The following is a 14,339-nucleotide window of genomic DNA, read 5'->3' on the forward strand; positions in this document are numbered from 1 at the left end:
GAGACGAAATCATCCCCGGAAACCGATCGGTTTCCGGGGATGACCTCGTTTCTGGGGCGGACGCTACCAGGCGTAGGCGGCGGGCGCCTCGCCGCCGGGGCCCGGCCAGATCTCGTCGAGTCGTGCGAGGACTTCCGGCGACAGGGTGACATCGAGAGTCTTCGCGCTGTCCGCCAGCTGCTCGCAGGTCCGCGGTCCGCAGATGATGGTACTCACAACAGGATTCGCGAGTAGCCAGGCCTGCGCGACGTGTGCGGGCGGAGCCCCGACCTCCTTGCAGAGAGACTCGTACGCCTCGAGCTGGGGGCGGATCGCCTCGATCCGTGCCTGCATTTCGGGCCTGCTACGCCGGCCGGTACCGGTGTTCTCGAGGACGCCACCGAGCAACCCGCGACCGAGTGAACTCCAGGGGATGAGTCCGATCCCGTAGTGCCGCAACGCCGGGATGACCTCGAGCTCGATCGTGCGCTCGGTGAGGTTGTACAGACTCTGCTCGGAGGCGAGCCCCAGGAAGCCGCGGGAGTTCGCGATGGTCTGCGCCGTCGCGATGTCCCAGCCCGCGAAGTTGCTGCTGCCGACGTAGCTGATCTTGCCCTCGCGGATCAGCTGTTCGAAGGCCTGCCATGTCTCCTCCCACGGAACGTTCCGGTCCACGTGGTGCATCTGGTAAAGGTCGATGTGGTCGGTCTGCAGGCGCCGAAGGCTCGCCTCGCAGGCTCGGCGGATGTGGTACGCCGAGAGGCCCCGGTCGTTCGGGCCGGTCTCCATCGGCTGGTACACCTTCGAGGTCAGCACGATGCGGTCGCGTCGGGTCGGATCCTCGGCGAGCCAGCGGCCGATGATCTCCTCGGAGGTACCGAAGCCCTTCTCCATGTCGGGTGTTTGTGGTCCGCCGTAGACGTTGGCGGTGTCCACGAGGTTGATCCCGTTCTCGACCGCGTAGTTGAGAATCTCGAAGCTCGCCTCCTGATCGGTGACGAAGCCGAAGTTCAACGCCCCCAGTCCGATCCGGCTGACTTTGACCCCGGTTCTGCCGAGCCTGTTGTACTGCATGGTTTCTCCTTGGTTAGATCCGGTAGTCCTTGAGCAACGAGCGGCCGATGATCATTTTCTGGATGTCGGAGGTACCTTCACCGATCAGCATGAAGGCGGCCTCACGATAGAGGCGTTCGATCTCGTACTCCTTGGAGTAGCCGTACCCGCCGTGGATCCGGAAGGAGTCCTGGACGACCTCGTTGCAGTACTCGCTGGCGACCATCTTCGCCATGCCCGCCTCGACGTCCATACGTTCGCCCGCGTCCTTGAGACGCGCCGCGCGCACGACCATCGCGTGAGCCGTCTCCACTTTGGTCGCCATCTCGGCGATGCGGAACAGGATCGCCTGGTGCTGCGCGATCGGCTTGCCGAAGGTCTCACGCTGCTGGGCGTACTGGATGCCGAGTTCGAAGGCCCGGTTCGCGATCCCCACCGCGCGGGCGCCGACGTTCACGCGGCCCACCTCGACGCCGTCCATCATCTGGTAGAAGCCAAGGCCGGGAACGCCACCGAGGATCTGATCCACCGAAGTTCGATGGCGGTCGAGGATCATCTCCGTGGTGTCGATGCCCTTGTACCCCATCTTCTCGATCTTCCCGGGGATCGTGACCCCCTGCGCGGTCTCACCGAAACCGGACTCCTTCTCGACCAGGAACGTGGTCATGTTCTTGTAGACCGAGTCGGAGCCCTCGTCGGTCTTGCAGAGAACTGCCACGAGAGTCGAGGAGCCGCCGTTGGTCAGCCACATCTTCTGGCCGGTGATCTCGTAGCCGTCACCGCTCTTCGTGGCCTTCGTGGTGATCGCCGAGACGTCGGACCCCAGACCGGGCTCGGACATCGAGAAGGCTCCGCGAACCTCCCCGGTCGACATGCGCGGCAGGTACTTCCGCTTCTGCTCGTCGGTACCGTGCTGCTTGATCATGTGGGCCACGATGAAGTGCGTGTTGATCACGCCGGAGACGCTCATCCAGCCGCGGGCGATCTCCTCCACCACCAGGGCGTAGGTGAGGAGCGACTCGCCCAGGCCGCCGTACTCCTCCGGGATCATCAGTCCGAAGATGCCTAGTTCCTTCAGGCCCTCGACGATCTCCGTCGGGTACTCGTCCGCGTGCTCGAGCTCCGTCGCGACCGGGATGATCTTCTTCTCGACGAACTGCCGGACGACGGCGAGGATCTCCTCCTGCTCTGCGGTCAGGCCTTCGGTGCGAACGAGACGTCTCATGATGATCGGGAACTCCTTTGGGGTGAAGCTTGACTAAGAGGCCAGCTGTCAGACATATTACATGCATGTCTAATCCAGTGGTAGTCGTCACAGGGGCCGGACGCGGTATCGGCGAGTACGTCGCGCGTTCGCTCGCCAAGGAAGGTGCCCGGGTCGTTCTCTCCGGCCGGACGGTCCCGGCTCTCGAGAGCGTGCGGGACACGATCGAGGCAGAGGGCGGGACCGCGCTCGTTCGTCCCACGGACGTGATGGATCCCGTCTCGATCGCGGGCCTGTTCGACGAGACCGAGGAGGCGTTCGGTCGTCTCGATGTGCTGGTGAACAACGCCGGGATCGCCACTCAGACCAACATGGTGGACCTCGACGAGGCGGAGTGGGATCGGATCTTCAACACGAACGTTCGCGGGCTGTTCCTGTGCAGCAGAGAGGCGGGCCGCCGCTTCCAGGAGGCCGGCAAGGGCCGGGCGATCAACATCGCCTCGGTGTTCGGTCTCGTGGGCCGGCCGGGCTTCTCCGCCTACTGCGCTTCCAAGGGTGCCGTCATCAATTTCACCCGATCCGTGGCCGCCGAGTGGGCTCGGTTCGGCGCGCAGATGAACGCGGTAGCTCCGGGCTACATCGCCACCGACATCAACGCCGAGATGCGCGCGGATGAGAAGGCGTACAAGAAGGTGTTGCGCGGCATTCCTGCCTACCGCATGGGCACTCCAGAGGAGCTGGCGAACGTGGTGACCTACCTCGCCTTGACCGCCCCGGACTTCTTGACCGGCCAGACGATCGCCGTCGACGGCGGAGAGTCGAGCGTTTAGGCGATGGCGAACATCATGACCGACGCCGTCATCTGCGAGCCGGTCCGGACACCGGTGGGCCGGTACGGCGGGATCTTCAAGAACGTCGCCGTCACCGCGCTCGCCTCCACGGTGATCTCCGGCCTCGTCGAGCGCACCGGAATCACTGCCGCCGACGTCGATGACGTCATCTTCGGCCAGGGATACGCCAACGGCGAGGCGGCGGCCATCGGCCGCATCGCGGCGTTGGACGCGGGCCTTGATGTGACGGTCCCGGGCCTCCAGCTCGATCGCCGGTGCGGTTCGGGTCTGCAAGCCGTCCTCTACGCGTGCATGCAGGTGGCCACGGGCGGCTCGGACCTGGTCCTCGCCGGTGGCGCTGAAAGCATGAGCCAGGCGGAGTACTACATCCCCAACGGGCGGTGGAACAACGGTGGCCAGCCGACGCTGCTCGACCGGCTCGCGGCGCCCCGCCGGAACTCGGGCGGATGGCGCTACCCCGTCGAGGGCGGGATGATCGAGACCGCGGAGAACGTGGGCCGCGAGTACGGCATCACCCGCGAGCAGCAGGACGAGTGGGCCGCGCGCTCGCAGCGGCGTGCCGGTGCCGCGATGGCGGCCGGGCTGTTCGATGCTGAGACGATCCCCGTGTCCGTGCCGCAGCGCAAGGGCGAGCCGACCGTCGTCACCCGCGACGAGCACCCGCGACCGGACACCACCGTCGAGTCGCTGGCGCGGCTCAAGCCGATCATGGCGGGTAGCCGCGACGATGCGACGGTCACCGCGGGCAACTCGAGCGGCCAGAACGACGCCGCCGCCGTCGCGATCGTCACCACTCCGGCCAAGGCGGAGCAGCTGGGGCTACGGCCGTGCGCGCGTCTCGTGAGCTGGTCCGCCGCGGGTGTCGAGCCGAAGATGATGGGGATCGGTCCGGTCCCCGCTGCCGAGCGCGCCCTGGAACGCGCATCGTTGACCTGGGCGGACATGGACCTCATCGAGCTGAACGAGGCGTTCGCGGCGCAGGTGCTGGGTTGCTTCAAGGGGTGGGGGCTCAGCGAGGGCGATCTGGAGCGGGTCAATGTGAACGGTTCGGGTATCTCCCTGGGGCATCCGATCGGTGCGACCGGTGGCAGGATTATGGCGAATCTGCTGCGAGAGATGGACCGCCGTGGTTCGCGATACGGACTGGAAACCATGTGTATCGGTGGGGGACAGGGCCTCGCCGCCGTTTTCGAGCGAGTGGAATGACATCGATGAAGATCCTGTACTTGAGCATGTCGCGCGAGGAGTACTCGCCGAACTACTTCCCCTACCTGCGTTCGTACATCGACCAGGTGAAGTCTCCGGACACAGAGGTGGAGCTGCGCGGCACCCGAGTCGGGCGCATCGACAGCTTCCGCTTCTTCGAGGTGCTCGACTGGGTATCGATCATGGATTCCGCGATCAGCGCTCAGGAGGACGGTTTCGACGCCGTCGCGATCGGAAACATCCTCGATCCCGCACTGCGCGAGGTGCGCTCGATGGTCGACATCCCCGTGCTCGGGCTGGGGGAGACGTCGATGCTCACCTCGTGCATGATGGGCAGCCAGTTCTCGCTGGTCGGGGTGAACCCGTACTTCGGCGGCCGGTTCGAGGAGAACGTCGCCAAGTACGGACTGCGGGAGCGTCTCGCGAGCATCGAGTGCATGGGCTTGACCCCCCACGAGCTGGACGCCGCCTACTCCGATCCGGACAAGCGACAGGCTGCCGTCGATGCGTTCACCGCAGCCGCGCGGGCGTCGCTCGACAAGGGCGCCGAGGTCGTGATCCCCGCGGGAGGACGCCTCACGGCGTTCCTCAACATGCTCGACATCCGCGAGGTCGACGGTGCGCCCCTCCTGGACGGCACGGTCTCCCTCGTTGCAGCCGTCGAAGCGGCGGTGCGCGTACGGCGCCAGTCGGGCTCGTTCGTGAGCCGTCGACGGCTCTACGCGCGCGCACCCGAATCGTCGATCCGGCAGGCCGGCGCCGAATACGCCGAACGCTACCGGATCCCCGCGCTGGGGCGCCTCGCCGGCGAAACCACAACCGACTGAGAAGGGCCGACAATCATGGCGAAGATCGATGCGATCAACCCCGACTACCCGCTGAGCAAGCACGAGAGCTTCCGCTCGAACGTCGATCATCTGCGGGACGTTTCCCCTGCGCTGGCGGATGCCTTCCGCGCCGTCCGCGTCGCCCAGGATGCGCACGGCCCCCTGGATGCCAAGCAGCGCGAGCTGATCCTGCTGGCCGGCTTCGCGGTGACGCGGAATGAGGGTGGCTTCCGCGTCCACACCAACCGGGCACGGGACGCCGGTGCCACGGTCGAGGAGATCGAGCAGGTCGTTTTCCTGATGTTGGGCACGAACCTGGGCCTGGTGCCCGTTGTCGAGGCCATCAGCTGGGCGCATGACGAACTCCTCTGATTAAAGGTCGGACAATTGATTTTCCTGATAGCTTTTTTGCACATGCTGGGGACGGGGCGCAGAACATCGCGCCCCGTACCGGCCTTCGACATTGAGGAGTCAAGAACCCATGGCAAGTAGCACCGAGACTCGCACGGCACTGGTGGTCGGCGCCGGATCCGGCATCGGACGCGCGACTGCGCTGGAACTCGCGCAGTCCGGCGTTCGGGTGGTCGTGGCGGACCTCAACGCCGAGGCAGCAGCGACGGTGGCGGGTGAGCATGAGAACGTCGTCGCACTGGGCGAATCGTTCAACGCGACTGTGCCGGACGACTGCGACCGGATGGTCGCCGCCGCCGTCGCGGAGGCGGGGCACCTCGACTCCGTGGTCTCCACCGTGGGGTGGACGGCGATCACCAAGTTCCTGGACGAGACACCTGATTACTGGCGGCGGATCGTCGACGTGAACCTGATGTCGGCGATCTACCTGTCAGCCGCTGCGGCTCGCGCGATGAAGGAGCGCGGCGGCACCGTCGTGCTGACCTCGTCGGAGGCCGGCACGGTGGGCACGTCCGGCGAGGCGGTGTACTCCGCAGCGAAGGCCGGCGTCATCGGTCTCGTCAAATCCCTCGCGCGCGAGTGGGCGCGATACGGCATCCGGGTGAACGCCGTCGCGCCCGGCATTACGTCAACTCCTCTGCTCGTGGAGCAGGGCATCACCGGTGGCGACGACGCGCAGGGTGACAGTGGCGCCGTACTGCAGAGCATCTTGCGCGGTGTGCCCCTGCGGCGTCTGGGGGAGCCCGCTGAGATCGCCACTGCGATCGCCTTCCTGGCCGGCGACGGCGCCAGTTACATCACCGGTCAGACGCTGTGCGTTGGCGGCGGCCTGACCATGGGTTCGTAGCCCGAAGACTTCCATCAGCGCACCCGCGCTCGACATCGAACTCACCGAGAGGCATCCATGGACATGCAAGGAAAGACTGTCCTCATTACCGGCGGTTCCCGCGGAATGGGGCAGCAGCTCGCGCTGAAGCTGGCCGCACGGGGCGCGAACATCGTGGTCAACTACCGCCGCGACGAGGAGTCGGCCAAGGCCACCGTAACGCAGATCGAGGCGGCCGGCGGCACCCCGCTGGCGGTCAAGGCGGACGTCTCGGTGACCGACGAGGTCGAGGCGATGGTCGCGGCTGCGGTCGAGCGCTTCGGACGCCTCGATGTGGTGGTGGCGAACGCGGCCGCCAGCGCGTTCAAGCCGTTGATGGACATCCGCTCGCACCACATCGAGAAGACGATGGGCATCACCATCCAGGGATTCCTCGACCTGGTGCGGTTCTCTCTGCCGCACATGCAGAACGGTGGTCGGGTGCTCGCGGTGAGTGGGTGGGACAGCTTCCGTGCGCTGCCGCTCCACGGCCTGCTCGGAGCATCGAAGGCGGCCATGGAGTCCCTGGTTCGCAACCTGGCCGTCGAGCTCGCCGCCGACGGCGTGACGGCGGTCGGTATTTGCCCCGGCGCGATCGACACCGACTCCTTCCGGCTCTACGCCGCGTCCGGAACCGGCTCCTGGGAGGAGTACGAGAAGCGCTGGTTGGCGCTCACCCCGTCCGGGGCGTACCCCACCCCGCCGAGGTCGCCGACGTGATGGCGTTCCTCTGTTCGCCGGCGAGCAGGTCGATCAACGGGCAGACCATCATCGTCGACGGTGGCCTGTCGGTGGCGACCATGCCCATCGGGTACGGGCAGGAATGACGATATGAGTGCGGATTCCTCAGCGGTCGCGCAGACCGTTGTGCAGCTGATGAGCCAAGTGCAGCGCCGGCTCGGTCACGAGGTCGCCGTAGAGGACGTCGACGGTACCCGGACGCTGACGATCGACCAGCTGATCGAGGCGTCGAACCGGCTCGCCAATGCCTTCCTCGGGCTCGGTCTGAAGCCGGGTGGCCGAGTCGCCTGGGTCTCGCAGAATCACATCGAATACGTGATCCTGGAATTCGCCCTCTTGAAGGCGGGTTTGGTCAAGGTTCCGCTGAACAACCGGTTCGCTCCGAACGAGCTCCGGCGATGTGTCGACCTTGCGGAGGTCGGCCTCGTGGTCGCCGATCCGTCGTCCGCCGAAGTTCTCGACGGTGTGCTCGAGGGCTCCGAGGTGCATCGCGTCGTCATCGGTGCCCGGGACGGGTGGACACCGTTCGATCGACTGGTCGCCGGCGGGGCGCCGGCTTCCGTGCAGGTGGCCACCGGACCGGACGACTACTACCACATCCGCTTCAGTTCGGGATCGACCGGAAAGCCGAAGGGGATTCCGATCACCCACCGCGGCGCGCGTGCCGCGATCCTGGGCAACACCTGGGTGATGAGCACCAGCGCACCGACCGCGTCGCCGCGGACACTGCAGGTCGCCCCGCTGGTCTACGCCGGCGGGTGGAGTGTGCTGCCGACGCTGCTGTGTGGCGGCACCAACGTGATCATGTCCAAGTTCGATCCCGAGCGGATGCTCGACGTCATCGTCAACCGTGGGATCACGTGGATGTTCGCCGTGCCGACCATGTTGCGTCGGCTGGCCGAGGTCGACGGACTGGACCGACTGCGGACCTCTTCGCTCGGTTGCCTCATGCTGGCCGGTGAGCCGGCGGCGCTGCCCGCGCTCGAGGTGCTCACGCAGTACACCGATGCGATGATCAACTGCTGGGGCCAGACCGAGGCGCCGGCGTCGACGACGCTACTGACACGCGCCGAGATGCGGGACAGCACGTTGTGGTCGTCGATCGGCCGCCCTGTTCCGGGCGTGGAGTTCGGCATCTACACCGACGGTGCCGTCCTGGACCGGCCGGAGCCGGGCGTCGATGGTGAGCTGGCAATCCGAACGCCCAGTGTCGCGCCGACCCTGCTGGGCGGCGAGGCGGAGCACTCGGACCGAACCCTGCCCGACGGCTGGTGGCGGACCTCGGACCTCGGCCGATTCGACGAGCAGGGACGCATTTTCATCGTGGGCCGCGCCAGCGAGGCGATCATCACCGGCGGAACCAACATTCAGCCCGTGGAGATCGAGCGCGCCCTGGAGCAGCACCCGATGGTCCGCGAAGCGGTCGTCGTCGGCGTACCCGACGCGAAGTGGGGCGAGACGCCCGCGGCCTACGTGCACGTCGACGCGATCTGGTCGGACCTCAGCAAGGACCTGGACGGCGTCCTCCGCGAGAATCTCGCGGGGTTCAAGCGGCCCGGCCACATCTACGTGTCGACCGATCCGATTCCCCGTGCCTCCAAGGCGTCGAAGATCGCCAGGGGCGACATCAAACGCTTGGTGCGGTCCTGGGTCGCGGACGTGACCGTCGTGCCCCGTAACGTGACGAAACTGGAGAAGTGAAGTGACCGAGGCGACTAGCGAGACCGCCGACATCGTCGTCGACATCACCGACGGTGTCGGTACCGTCCGGCTCAACCGACCGGACCGCGGCAATTCAGTGACCCCCGATGTGGTCACGCGGATGGGGGACACGATCGCGAGTCTCGCCGAGACCGACGAGGTGGGCGCCGTCGTGCTCACCGGTACCGGCAAGGTCTTCTGCGCGGGCGCGGACGTGCAGGACATGTACGCGGTGTGGTCGGCCGACGGTGCCGATGGCCTGATGGACTACCTGGGGGAGACGTGGATGCCGGCGGTGCAGCGCACCGTCCGGTTGCTGTGGAACGCCCCGGTGCCGGTGGTCGCGGCGTACAACGGTTCGGCGACCGCGGGTGGGCTCGACTTCGGTCTCTCGTGCGATGTGCGCCTCGCGGCATCCTCCGCCAGGTTCGCGGAGAGTTACGTGAATCTGGGCATGATCCCGGTAGCGGGCGGGGCCTACCTGCTGCCGAAGCTGGTCGGTCTGGCGAAGGGATCGCACATGATCGCCACGGGTGCCTTCATCGACGCGAACGAGGCGCTGGCCGCGGGCATGGTGAGCGAGGTCTGTGCGAACGATGAACTCGCCTCGCGCGCCGCCGAGGTGGCACGGGGGATGACCCACGGGCCGAAGGCGACGTACGCGCACGCCAAGCGGATCGCGCGGGCAGCGGCGAGTGCCGAGCTCGACGCGGCGCTCGACGAGAGCCTCGCGGCGAACATCGACGTGCTCAGGCGACCCGAGGTGCGCAGCAGCGTGCTGGACGTGATGGAGCGGTACAGCCTGTCGCGAGGTGCGGCGGCCGTCGTCCGAGATCAGTGACCTGCTGAAGGGCGCTGCTGATCGCTATTCGTCCGACAAATACGATTAGATCAAAAACGATCTGTATCGCTATTGTTAGACTAATATGGCCTCATGACAGATTCCGGTACAGAGTCGCAGGGTGTGTGGGAATTGCGCCCCCTGTCCGAGGCCGACCCCTCGGCGTTCGTGCGCTTCATCGAGCAGATCCCTGAGGGGAGCGTCGGTTTCTCAAGGAGGACCTGACCGACCCGGTGGCTGCCCTCGTCGAGTTCCGTCGAGACGCGGGGACTCGGCGGCTCGTCGTCGTCGACGGCGGCGGTGCGATCGCGGCGTTGGCGGGGGTGTACGTGGGCGCGGGGTGGTCGTCGCACGTGGCGGAGATCCGTTTGGTGGTCGGCTTCGACTTCCGTGGTCGTGGCGTCGGGCGGACTCTCGCACGCGCGGCGCTCGTGGAAGCGGTTCAAGCCGGGTGCTCGCACGTCTTCGTCGAGCTGATCGCCGAGCAAGAGGCTCTGGTCACGATGTTCCAGGACCTCGGCTTCGAGCCCGAGGCGTTGCTCGCCGACTTCGTGCGTGACGGTAGCAGCGAGTACCGCGACCTGATGATTCTCACCCATCGGGTGGACGCGAACCAGGCGCGCTCCGCGCTCCTGGGGCTGAACGAGGTGGCGCAATGATGACGGAGACGACGACGGTGGAAGAGAAGTACTTAGACATCTCGGGCCGGAAGGTACGCGTGCAGGTGCACGGTGACGGCGCGCCGCTGCTGCTGATCAACGGGCTCGGTGCCAACGTGTCGATGTGGGACCAGGCGCTGCCGAACTTCGATGGTTTCCAGGTGATCACGTTCGATGCTCCCGGTGCCGGGAAGTCCGAGGCGCCGTACCTTCCATACACTCTCGCGCACGTCGCTGCGGTTGCAGAGCAGGTCCTGGTGTCATGTGGGCACGAATCAGCTGACGTTCTCGGATACTCCCTCGGTGGGGCGGTCGCGCAGCAGCTTGCGCATCAGGCGCCGGATCGGGTGCGCCGCCTCGTCATCGTCAGCTCCACCTGCGGGTCGGGCGCCGTTCCCGGGTCGATGCTCGCACTCATGGCGGTGATGACGCCTGCGCGGCATTATTCGAAGTCCGCATATCGCGCGACCATGCGGATGGTGAACCTCGCACCCGCGGAGCGCGACAGTTCGTCGCTTCACCAGAGAATGGTCAACTGGCACAACGGCGCAGCGCCGACGATGCGCGGGTACACGCTGCAGATGATGGCCATGTCCCGGTTCAACAGCCTGCCCTGGCTGTCCTCGGTGCAGCACCCGACTCTCGTCGTCACGGGCAGTGACGACCGAATCATCCCGATGGCCAACGCCGGGATCATCGCCGGCTACCTGCCGAACGCGAAGCTGCTCACGTTCGACCGCTGGGGGCACTACCTGCTGCAGGATTCAGGGTCCGGAGCCGCACATGCGATAGCCGAGTTCCTCGGTGCGGAGACGCCTGAGAAGTCGGAGGCCTGGCAGACGGCGAGAACGGTGGACCGGGTGTCCATGGAGGGCATGGTCCGGTCGGCGCCGTGGAGCGCCCACTACACGGCGGTCACCAGTGCGTTGGTGCGCAAGCGCTACCCGATGCCGGCGGCGGGAAGGCACTGACATGGCTGAGGAGTCCCCACTGTGGCGGAAGGCGTTCGACGGTGTCGAGCGACGGATCGGCGAGCCGCTCGGAAACGCGACCAGCTCTGCGGACTTTCAAGTGTTGTCCCTGAAGGTGGGGCGCGTGAAGAGCGCTGTGCTGGCGCCGGTCGAGGCCGTGGTCGGCTTCGGCCTGCATCTCGTGGGAATCCCCTCCCACTCGGAGGTGCGGGATCTGCGCAAGGACCTGACCGATGTGCAGCGGGATCTGCTCGCGCTGCGTCGAGAGCAGGTCGAGACCGAGGATGCTGAGCTCGAAGGGAGCGCGGGGGCCGCGCTGCCGCAGGGGAAGTCCACGTCGCCCGAGAATCCGGAGGCTTAGATGAGCCCGATCACCCCGGTATGGGACGTCGCGCGCGGACTCGTCCGTGAGGTCGAGCGTACGCAGCTGCGTGCCCGGCGCGGTATCGATCTCATCGCCCGGCGCCCGCCGGCGATGGTGGGCGGTACACCCAAGGATGAGGTGTGGTCGCTCGGCAAGGCGAAGCTCTGGCGTTTCCGCAACGACGATGTGCGGCAGGGGCCGCCGCTACTGCTGTTCCTCGGACTGGTTGGTGACTCGGCGATCTTCGATCTCTTTCCGGGAAACTCCTGGGCGGAGAAGCTCGTCGCCGAGGGGTTCGACGTGTTCCTGTTCGACTGGGGTAGGCCGGAGGCGGCGGAGGGCGATCACGACCTGGGGACGTACCTGGACGGCTACTTCATCCACGCGGTGGCCGCTGTTCGCCGGCTCACCGGCGCGGATTCGGTATCGATGGGTGCCTACTGCATGGGTTCGTTGATGCTGACCCTGTTGCTGGGCAGTCGAAACGACGTGCCGGTGCGCGGCGCCGTGTTGTTCGCTCCGCCGTGCGACTACGATCACGCGCCGGGTTTCCTCAGTGCGTTCCAGGACGGGCGGATCGACACGGCCCATGTCGTGGACCAGACCACGGGGCTCGTCCCGGAGGACGCGGTGCGAGGCATGTTCCGGCTGCTCCAGCCGACGTCGGACATCGTCCAGTACGTCACGTTGTGGGAGAACCTCTGGAAGGACGGCTACGCCGACGCCCATCGTGCGATCAATCACTGGGCCTGGGATCACCGGGCGATGGCAGCACCGTCGTTCACCGAGATGGTCGAGAACTACGTCAAGGCGAACAAGCTGGTCAAAGGTGGGGCGACACTCGCCGGGCGACCAGTCGACCTGGAGTCGATCACTGCTCCACTGCTGTTCGTCATCGCGGAGAAGGACGAATTCGTGCCCCCGGAGAACTCCGCCCCGCTGGCCGAGATGGTGGGCTCCGAGGACGTCGAGGTCCTTCGGATCCCCGGAGGGCATGCCGGCTCGATGATGGGCTCGGCCGCACGTAGGAAGACGATGCCCGGCGTCGTCGACTGGCTCGAGCGGCACTCGTACCGGCTACCGTCGGACTGACGGTAGCGCGCGACCGGTGAGGGTCGTGGGAGATGAAGAGGGCGCTTCCCGGTGGGAAGCGTCCCCTCTGTCTGGTTCGCACAGACGAGCTGCGCCGTACTCGGACGGGTTACCGAGGCTGTGAGTCGACCTCGTCGATCAGTGCTCTGCTCGCCCGGTAGCGAACGTCGTGGTACGTGGCCCACAGGCGGTCGAGGATTTCGAGGACCGTCCCGGGCCCCCATGCGGAGGTCCACTCGAAGGGGCCGGCAGGGTAGTTGGTGCCCAGCTTCATGGCCAGATCGATGTCGTCGGCGGTCGCGATCCCGTGCAGCGTGGTCTCCCACGCCTCGTTCGCGATCACGGCGAGCGTGCGAGCGGTGATCAGCCCGGGGGCATCGGTCGCTGCGTACGTGGTGACTCCGGCCTGCGCGAACACCGCGGCGACCACGGGAAGTGCGTCGGCGTGCGAAGCGGCCACAGCAAGGCCCGTTACGGTGTCGGGTGAGATGACCCGGTCGACGACGACGACCGGTACTCCGCCGCGTTCTCGCGACTCCGTCCGAGCGGTCAGCCCTCGGGTCACCAGCACGGTGATGTCGTCGAGAACGAGGGCCGCGTCGTCGGCCTCGAGAGCGTCCAGGCCGGCCCGCTGCGCGAGCGCGGTGAGCTGTGCGCACCGCCCCAGCGATGCGTTTCGCGGCAGTTCCCCGGCTCCACGACGGCCGGCGCCGGGGCTTCGGCGTCGTCGGCGTACGGGTAGAAGCCGTGGCCGCTCTTCCGGCCGAACCGGCCGGCGGCGACCAGCTCGTCCTGGATGCGTGACGGCTCGAACCGGGGGTCGAAGTTGAACGAGCTCCATACGGAACGGGTGACCGCGGCATTGACGTCGTTGCCGATCAGGTCCATCAGCTCGAACGGGCCCATGCGAAATCCGTTGCCGCGCAGTGCGGCATCGAGTGTGGCCGGATCTGCGGTCTGCTCCTGCAGCAAGCGTAGCGGCTCGCCGTAGAACCCGCGCGCGACCCGGTTGACGATGAATCCGGGGGCGTTCTTCGCGCGTGCCGCCCGCTTGCCCCACGCCACTGCGAGGTCGTGGATGGTGTCCGCGATGGCGGGATCGGTCTGGATGCCGCTGATCACTTCGACGAGCTTCATGACGGGCACCGGGTTGAAGAAGTGCATCCCCACGACGCGATGCGGCAGAGGGGTGCGGGCGGCGATCTCAGTGACCGACAGGGAGGAGGTGTTGGTTGCCAGGATACAAGTATCGCCGAAGTGCTTCACGGCCTCACCGAACACGGAAGCCTTGACCTCGAGTGATTCCAGTACGGCCTCCACCACCACTGTGCCAGGGCGTGCAGGAGCCTGATCGATGGAGGTGAAGGTGTGCAGGCGATCATCGAGGGCGGCGGCGATTTCACTGTGCCGTTTGGTGAGTCGGGCGGCGACATCGGACCGTGCAGCGAGGAGCTGCGCCGGCTGAGGGTCGATCAGGCTCACCGTGTGCCCCGCGGCCAGGGCGATCTGAGCGATGCCGCGCCCCATGGTTCCGGCGCCGATCACGCAGATCGGTGTAGAGGCTGTGGACATGT

General features: G+C 66.6%; 15 protein-coding genes and 1 pseudogene. 12 read left to right on the forward strand and 4 right to left on the reverse strand.

The genetic code is table 11. The features are described from left to right. Positions 1–63: 63 nt before the first annotated feature. Positions 64–1,053 carry an aldo/keto reductase gene (locus MTP03_RS06935; protein WP_248491350.1) on the reverse strand — a complete coding sequence of 330 codons (990 nt, stop codon included), beginning with the start codon at positions 1,051–1,053 and terminating at the stop codon, positions 64–66. A 13-nt stretch (positions 1,054–1,066) separates the two neighbouring features. Then, positions 1,067–2,257 carry an acyl-CoA dehydrogenase family protein gene (locus tag MTP03_RS06940; RefSeq protein ID WP_248491351.1) on the reverse strand — a complete coding sequence of 397 codons (1,191 nt, stop codon included), beginning with the start codon at positions 2,255–2,257 and terminating at the stop codon, positions 1,067–1,069. Between the two features lie 65 nt (positions 2,258–2,322). On the opposite strand from MTP03_RS06940, the gene MTP03_RS06945 reads away from it, so the two are divergent. From MTP03_RS06945 to MTP03_RS07000, 12 genes and pseudogenes are all read left to right on the forward strand, one after another. Continuing rightward, a complete protein-coding gene (locus MTP03_RS06945) occupies positions 2,323–3,066 on the forward strand; it encodes an SDR family NAD(P)-dependent oxidoreductase (RefSeq protein WP_248491352.1) in 744 nt (247 codons plus the stop codon). A 15-nt stretch (positions 3,067–3,081) separates the two neighbouring features. Beyond that, positions 3,082–4,293, forward strand: a complete 1,212-nt coding sequence (locus tag MTP03_RS06950; RefSeq protein WP_248492071.1) for an acetyl-CoA C-acetyltransferase — start codon at positions 3,082–3,084, stop codon at positions 4,291–4,293. A 5-nt stretch (positions 4,294–4,298) separates the two neighbouring features. Next, entirely contained in the window at positions 4,299–5,120 is an 822-nt protein-coding gene (locus MTP03_RS06955) for an aspartate/glutamate racemase family protein (protein WP_248491353.1), read from the forward strand. Positions 5,121–5,135: 15 nt separating this feature from the next. Further along, positions 5,136–5,492 (forward strand): carboxymuconolactone decarboxylase family protein, encoded by a 357-nt coding sequence (locus tag MTP03_RS06960; RefSeq protein WP_248491354.1) that lies wholly within the window; start codon positions 5,136–5,138, stop codon positions 5,490–5,492. A 109-nt stretch (positions 5,493–5,601) separates the two neighbouring features. After that, positions 5,602–6,378, forward strand: a complete 777-nt coding sequence (locus tag MTP03_RS06965; protein ID WP_248491355.1) for an SDR family NAD(P)-dependent oxidoreductase — start codon at positions 5,602–5,604, stop codon at positions 6,376–6,378. Between the two features lie 105 nt (positions 6,379–6,483). Then, positions 6,484–7,223, forward strand: a pseudogene (locus MTP03_RS06970) (SDR family oxidoreductase). Positions 7,224–7,272: 49 nt separating this feature from the next. After that, entirely contained in the window at positions 7,273–8,838 is a 1,566-nt protein-coding gene (locus MTP03_RS06975; protein ID WP_248491356.1) for a class I adenylate-forming enzyme family protein, read from the forward strand. Between the two features lies 1 nt (position 8,839). After that, positions 8,840–9,679: an enoyl-CoA hydratase/isomerase family protein gene (locus MTP03_RS06980; RefSeq protein WP_248491357.1), complete on the forward strand. Its 840-nt coding sequence runs from the start codon at positions 8,840–8,842 to the stop codon at positions 9,677–9,679. A 233-nt stretch (positions 9,680–9,912) separates the two neighbouring features. Then, entirely contained in the window at positions 9,913–10,338 is a 426-nt protein-coding gene (locus tag MTP03_RS06985) for a GNAT family N-acetyltransferase (RefSeq protein WP_248491358.1), read from the forward strand. Further along, positions 10,335–11,309: an alpha/beta fold hydrolase gene (locus tag MTP03_RS06990; RefSeq protein ID WP_248491359.1), complete on the forward strand. Its 975-nt coding sequence runs from the start codon at positions 10,335–10,337 to the stop codon at positions 11,307–11,309. The genes MTP03_RS06985 and MTP03_RS06990 overlap by 4 nt, the downstream gene beginning before the upstream one ends. Position 11,310: 1 nt before the next feature. Next, positions 11,311–11,670, forward strand: coding sequence for a hypothetical protein (locus MTP03_RS06995; RefSeq protein WP_248491360.1), 360 nt, complete (start codon positions 11,311–11,313; stop codon positions 11,668–11,670). Beyond that, positions 11,671–12,765, forward strand: coding sequence for an alpha/beta fold hydrolase (locus MTP03_RS07000; RefSeq protein ID WP_248491361.1), 1,095 nt, complete (start codon positions 11,671–11,673; stop codon positions 12,763–12,765). It begins immediately after the preceding gene. A gap of 109 nt (positions 12,766–12,874) precedes the next feature. Here the strand turns inward: MTP03_RS07000 and MTP03_RS07005 are convergent, their stop codons facing one another. Then, positions 12,875–13,336 (reverse strand): 3-hydroxyacyl-CoA dehydrogenase family protein, encoded by a 462-nt coding sequence (locus tag MTP03_RS07005; protein WP_248491362.1) that lies wholly within the window; start codon positions 13,334–13,336, stop codon positions 12,875–12,877. After that, the gene (locus MTP03_RS07010) at positions 13,327–14,337 is read right to left on the reverse strand and encodes a 3-hydroxyacyl-CoA dehydrogenase NAD-binding domain-containing protein (RefSeq protein WP_248491363.1); all 1,011 of its coding nucleotides are present in this window, start codon (positions 14,335–14,337) and stop codon (positions 13,327–13,329) included. Before MTP03_RS07010 ends, MTP03_RS07005 begins: the two co-directional genes overlap by 10 nt. Between the last annotated feature and the right edge of the window lie 2 nt (positions 14,338–14,339).

The sequence above is a fragment of the Tsukamurella sp. PLM1 genome (assembly GCF_023168325.1).
In the GTDB taxonomy this organism is placed as follows: Bacteria; Actinomycetota; Actinomycetes; order Mycobacteriales; family Mycobacteriaceae; genus Tsukamurella.